Here is a 5,825-nt window from a genome sequence, read left to right on the forward strand (position 1 = left end):
CGCTTGAAATAGGCGACCCGACAGAGATAGCCCTCGTGCAGATGGGCGAGGATGTAAATGCTTCGAAAGAAAAATTAGAAAAAGAATTTAAGAGGATAGATGAGTTGCCGTTTGATTCGGATCGAAAAATGATGTCGACATTATATGAAAAAAACGGAGAAACAATTATGTGGACGAAAGGCGCAATCGACGAAATGCTCGCGCATACGACGCATATCTTAATTGATGGCAAAATTCGTGAGATTAGTTCGAGCGACATCAAAAAAATTCACGACGCAATAAAGGTCCAATCCGCAGAAGCTTTGCGAGTGCTTGGCTTGGCGATGAGAAAAGGCGTAAAAAAAGCAGAGGAGAAAAATTTAGTTTTTGTTGGGCTAGTTGGCATGATAGATCCGCCAAGACCAGAGGCGAAAGCCGCGGTTGAGACATTCAAAAAAGCCGGCGTCAGGACGATAATGATCACAGGCGACCATAAAGACACGGCATTCGCCATCGCGAAGCAACTAGGCATCGCGGATAAACCTAATCAGATCCTCGAGGGTAGTGATATTGACGAGATTGGCGACGGGCTATTTGATATAATAGAAGATTTGCGCGTGTTTGCTCGGGTCAGCCCGGAACACAAAGTAAAGATAGTCCAAGCTCTTAAGAAAAAAGGGCACATCGTTTCTATGACGGGCGATGGAGTGAATGATGCGCCTTCATTGAAAACGGCGGACATCGGCGTCGCTATGGGAATCACGGGGACGGACGTTGCCAAAGGTGCGGCGGACATGGTCTTGACCGATGATAATTTTGCGACTATTGAAAAGGCGATTGAAGAGGGGCGCGGAATATACGAGAACATTAAAAAATCTGTTATATTCCTGCTTTCATCAAACTTCGGCGAGATCATAACTATGTTTTTCGCAATTCTAATTGGGTTGCCTGCCCCGCTAACCGCGATACAGATTTTATGGATTAACCTGATAACAGACTCGCTCCCTGGGCTCGCACTGGGCGTTGATGTGAATGATAAAAAGGAGATTATGACGCTATCAAAGCAACAATCAAAAAAGCAAGCGAAAACGAACTAAAAGGTATCCTAGCATACACCGAAGAAGCAGTCGTTTCAAGCGATTTCATCCACGATCCGCACACATCGATCTTCGATGCAGGCGCGGGGATCCAATTGTCAGACACATTTGTGAAACTTGTTTCATGGTATGATAATGAATGGGGTTATTCTTGCAAAGTTCTTGATTTAGCTGATTACGTTTGGAATAAACAATAAAACAAAAGCGGGCTGATGCCTGCTTTTTTAATGCATAAAAATATAAGAAAATGCAAACAATATGCCAAAAGGAGAAAATTATGAACAACAGAAAAAAGACTTGGCTGATTGTTTTGTTAACATTTATTTTTATCGCCGCGATTGTTTGGTTTGTCGCAATGGCTAACAAAGACAAAGACCTGCCAAGAGCAACTACAATACCTCCAGTCGCCTCTCCTATGGTTTCGCCAGATACATCACCGGTCGTCTCTCCCCTAACCTCACCGCTACCTTCTCCACTTGTCTCGCCGGACACCACAACACCTTAACAAAAAAGCGCATCAGCGCTTTTTTAATGCCCCCAAAACATACGAACTATATATACGCTTGCGAATATACCTGTCAGATCCGCGGCTAGTGCCGCCCAAAGCGTCCAACGGATGTCGCGCACTTTCACCGCCCCAAAATAGACTGCGATTGTATAAAATGTTGTTTCTGTTGACCCCATCATGACAGACACCACGCGCCCAATATACGAATTTGCACCGTGCGTGTTTATCAAATCGCCTGTTATCCCCAGCGCACCCGAACCCGAAATAGGGCGGATAATTGCTAACGGCAAAACCTCCGGAGGGAATCCGATAGGCTTTAACACATACGATATTAACTTTACAATGTTATATAGAAGCCCGCTTTCCTTAAACATCGCAATCGCCACAAAAATCGCGATAAGGGCTGGCACTATTTTCACAAGGTTTGCTGCACCCTCTTTCGCGCCATCGATGAACGCTGTAAAAACCGAGACTTTTTTGTAAATCCCATGGACTATTATGAGCAAAATAATTATCGGTAGGGTAAGTTTTGATATATAATTTAGGATCTGCATTTTATTTTCGCCACAATTATCCCGACAGTTAAAGCCAGCACGCTACATATCCAAACAGGCACGATAATGTCGAACGCGCCGCTTGCTCCTGCTAAATTATTCGTCCTCATCGCGATAATCGTCGAAGGGATTAGCTGAATAGACGCCGTATTTATAAGAACTAACATCGCCATTTCATTCGTCGCAACCCCGCCGCGATATTTTTTTGATTTCGCAAGTTCCGTTATAGCGATAATGCCTAATGGCGTCGCCGCGTTTGCCATTCCTAAAATATTAGCGGACATATTCATAACAATCGCGCGCATGGCTTGGCTATCTTTTTCTAGCTTAGGGAATAAAAGGCTGGTCAGCGGGGATAAAATCCGCGACAAAACTGAAATTAAGTTGCTCTTCTCGGCAATCTTAATAAGACCCGACCATAACGCCATCGAACCGAGTATGCTGATGGCAACTTTAACAGCGTCGCCTGCTCCTGTTAGCGAGCTGGTTGTGACCGCCTCAAACCTGCCTGTTATGAAACCCGTAATGAGCGAGCCACCGATCAAAAACGCCCAGATATAATCCATCATAATAAAACTTATGAATAGTTTTGAAGTTTTAAAACAAAAAAGAGCCTTAGCTCTTTTTATTTATCTTAATTAACTTTTCGTCTTCGATAATTGCGGGTGTTTCTTCCAAATAATCATCGCTGCTATAAGAACTCATGCGCAACAACTCACCTCGAATAGATTCTTGCGGATCATTTTGAGGAACAACATCTGGTTTGCTTATTTTCGAAAATGGCGATGAGGCTGACAGCGTTCTAATCAATTCCTTTTTGCATTTTTTAATCGCCGACCAATTTATTTCCACTATTTTTTCCATGTCCATATTAAGCTGCTCTGCTATCGCGCTTACGGATTTTGTATCTCCTCCGTCAAAACCCTTGCTCATAACCACCACTCGGCGTTCATCTTCCGTCAATTCTTTAAGCGTCGCGTCAATAATATCTTTACACTCCGGAACGCCCTCATATCGTTTGTCGTGCCATTGCCAAGATGCTTTTTGGAAATCTTCATATGTTTCAAACTTTGATGGAACAGGCGGCATATTGAGCGGCAAATTATCCGTTTTGCCAAGCAAAAAGCAATAAAACATTTTATATCTCGTGCTTAAATTGCGTGTGATGCTCATTTCCCATTGCTGATCAGTAAGTTTGCCAAGTGCCATTTTGATTTTATCCCCCGAAAGCTATATAATTGTTTTTAATTATATAATATTATACCATATTTTTCCATAAAAGTCAAGAATATCAGCTGCCGTAATCCTCTAACAACCTTGCGACTTCCTCTTCAGTATCGACTATTATCCCTTTCACAAGCGCTTCTCTATCGCCCGCACGAAGGCTTTCGATATCTACATCCGCTATTTTAATTAGCTCCGTGCCTTTAAAAACGCCGATCGCGCCGTTATATTCTTGTATCATATATTTTATTTCGTCTGGCGGGAGCGCGCCATCTGGCGATTCTGTTGGCTCCTCCATATTGTATGATACGACCGGCACTGGCGTACTCTCCGCCGCCAATGTGCTCTTCGTCGCGGGGAAGCGCGTGCCTAAATAGAACATCGCAAACCCTAGAACAAATGTGTAAATAATGCCGCAAATAAATGCTAAAATACCAGTTTTCGTCATAAGTATTTTCCTCCTAATAAACATATTCTGCACAAAAAACAAAATAGTTAAACATATATTTGTATATTTTTTTGATTTGCAGACGAAACTCTTTTTAAAATAACTCTCTTTTAGGAGGAACATATGAAAGCTATAATCATGGCTGGCGGCGAGGGAACGCGCTTGCGCCCACTGACATCGACAAGGCCGAAACCTATGGTAAACTTCATGGGCAAGCCAATGCTAGAACACATAATCGACTTATTAAAAAAGCATGGGATAAACGAAATTTACATCACGCTCGCGTATATGCCAGAAAAAATCATGGACTATTTTGGCGACGGTAGAGAATTTGGAGTCCAAATAAAATATTTCACCGAAGAAATACCTCTAGGCACGGCAGGCAGCGTAAAACAGGCAGCGTCTGGATTAAACGAAGATTTCCTTGTCATCAGCGGCGATTGCTTGACCGATTGCAACCTAACCGAGCTAATTACCTTTCATAAAAATAGGCAGGCTGTAGCAACTATAAGCCTTTCGCGTAGCGCAGAGCCTCTTGAATACGGCGTAGTTGTTGCGGACGAGAATAATAAAATAACAAGATTGCTTGAAAAACCCGACTGGGTTGATGTTATATCAGACAGCATAAACACAGGGATTTACGTCCTAAACACCGCTATTTTCCAAGAGTTCGAAAACAAGCAAAACTTCGATTTTTCAAAAGACGTTTTCCCTCGCCTAATTGAAGCCGACGCGCCGATTTATGCGATGCATCAAGATAACTATTGGTGCGATATCGGCGATTTAAAGACATATATGCAGGCGACAAAAGACGTTTTTGCAGGGAAAATCCGCCTCGATATAGCCCCGAGCGAAAACGTACGCGTTGCAGATAGTGCTGAAATCGCCAGAAATGTTTATATCGGCAACAACGTTACAATCGGAGAAGGCGCGCACATCGGCGCGGACAGCATAATAGAAGACGATGTGATAATCTCTGCCTACGCGTCCATCAAAGAAAGCTACATTCATAAGCGATGCAAAATCGGCAAAGGGTCGCAACTCCGCGCAAGCATAATAAGCGAAGGCGCTATCTTGGGCGAGCGAGTTTCGTGTTTTGAAGGCAGCGTCGTGGGGGATGAAAGCAATCTAGGCGATTTGAGCGAAGTGTATGCCGACATCAAAATCTGGCCGAAGAAAACGATCGAGCGGAACAGCATTGTCTCTAGCAACCTCGTATTTGCAAGCAATATATCACATAGTATTTTCGACGGCGCAGCAGTGTCGGGGACGGTCAATGTCGATATCACTCCTGAGTTTGCAACAAAACTCGGCTCAACATTCGGCGCGGTGATAAAAGAAGGCAAAATAGGCGTGTCATACGGTAGCGGCGGGGCAGTTCTCATGTTAAAAGACGCTCTTATCGCGGGATTATTATCAAGCGGAGCGGAGGTTCATGACTTCTCAGTCGGCACTCTTGCGACCTCACGCGCCGCCGTCGATTTTTTCGGGCTAGATGGCGGGATATATCTATATTTCAACGAGGAAAAACAAAAACTTAGTATTAATTTTTTAAGCAGGCACGGCATCAACCTAAGCCGAGATGAAGAAAGAAAGCTTGAACAACTTTTCATGCGCGAAGATTTTTCGCGAGAGCAGGCAGTTGGAATAAAAAACATCGTCAAATTCCAAGATTATAACAGATTCTATCTGCAGAACTTGCATAATTTCATGGGCGGCGTGGAACTCGGCATCCCCATCACCGTTATTTCAAAAGCAGAGACATCTGGCAATATCGCAAAAACCATGCTCGAAGGCGTTGGCGTGCGCGTGCTGGATAAGAAGGAACTCGGCGTGTTGGCTTTTTATGTCGACGACCTTGGCGAGAATGTTATCATCCATGACGAAGCGGGCAGGAAGGTATCAAACGAGGCTATTTGGGCATTATTCGTCAGCATTTTAGCGTCGCGAGGGGTTAAAAAAGTTGTCCTCCCTATCACCTTGCCGGATTTCATTAGAAAATTTGCAGACTCAAA

Annotated in this window: 7 protein-coding genes and 1 pseudogene; 4 read left to right on the top strand and 4 right to left on the bottom strand. The window is 43.8% G+C overall.

The window, feature by feature from the left end; all coding sequences use genetic code 11:
- The 3 genes and pseudogenes from ACYVTD_RS09245 to ACYVTD_RS09255 all read left to right on the top strand — a co-directional run.
- The coding region (locus ACYVTD_RS09245; RefSeq protein WP_461247492.1) for a cation-translocating P-type ATPase at positions 1–1,076 on the top strand (1,076 nt) is incomplete at its 5' end.
- Between the two features lie 5 nt (positions 1,077–1,081).
- Positions 1,082–1,147 (top strand): annotated as a pseudogene (locus tag ACYVTD_RS09250) (hypothetical protein); the annotation flags it as partial.
- Between the two features lie 206 nt (positions 1,148–1,353).
- The gene (locus ACYVTD_RS09255) at positions 1,354–1,581 is read left to right on the top strand and encodes a hypothetical protein (RefSeq protein ID WP_461247493.1); all 228 of its coding nucleotides are present in this window, start codon (positions 1,354–1,356) and stop codon (positions 1,579–1,581) included.
- A 23-nt stretch (positions 1,582–1,604) separates the two neighbouring features.
- On the opposite strand, the gene ACYVTD_RS09260 is transcribed toward ACYVTD_RS09255, so the two are convergent.
- From ACYVTD_RS09260 to ACYVTD_RS09275, 4 genes are all read right to left on the bottom strand, one after another.
- Positions 1,605–2,138 carry a spore maturation protein gene (locus tag ACYVTD_RS09260; protein WP_461247494.1) on the bottom strand — a complete coding sequence of 178 codons (534 nt, stop codon included), beginning with the start codon at positions 2,136–2,138 and terminating at the stop codon, positions 1,605–1,607.
- Positions 2,126–2,707 (bottom strand): nucleoside recognition domain-containing protein, encoded by a 582-nt coding sequence (locus ACYVTD_RS09265; RefSeq protein WP_461247495.1) that lies wholly within the window; start codon positions 2,705–2,707, stop codon positions 2,126–2,128. The genes ACYVTD_RS09260 and ACYVTD_RS09265 overlap by 13 nt, the downstream gene beginning before the upstream one ends.
- Before the next feature lie 46 nt (positions 2,708–2,753).
- Positions 2,754–3,347, bottom strand: a complete 594-nt coding sequence (locus tag ACYVTD_RS09270; protein ID WP_461247496.1) for a sigma-70 RNA polymerase sigma factor region 4 domain-containing protein — start codon at positions 3,345–3,347, stop codon at positions 2,754–2,756.
- An 82-nt stretch (positions 3,348–3,429) separates the two neighbouring features.
- Positions 3,430–3,810 (bottom strand): BofC C-terminal domain-containing protein, encoded by a 381-nt coding sequence (locus tag ACYVTD_RS09275; protein ID WP_461247497.1) that lies wholly within the window; start codon positions 3,808–3,810, stop codon positions 3,430–3,432.
- A gap of 123 nt (positions 3,811–3,933) precedes the next feature.
- Between ACYVTD_RS09275 and ACYVTD_RS09280 the strand changes: the two genes are divergently transcribed.
- On the top strand, positions 3,934–5,825 hold a 1,892-nt coding region (locus ACYVTD_RS09280; protein WP_461247498.1), incomplete at its 3' end, for a sugar phosphate nucleotidyltransferase.

This window comes from Treponema sp. R6D11, assembly GCF_054786075.1.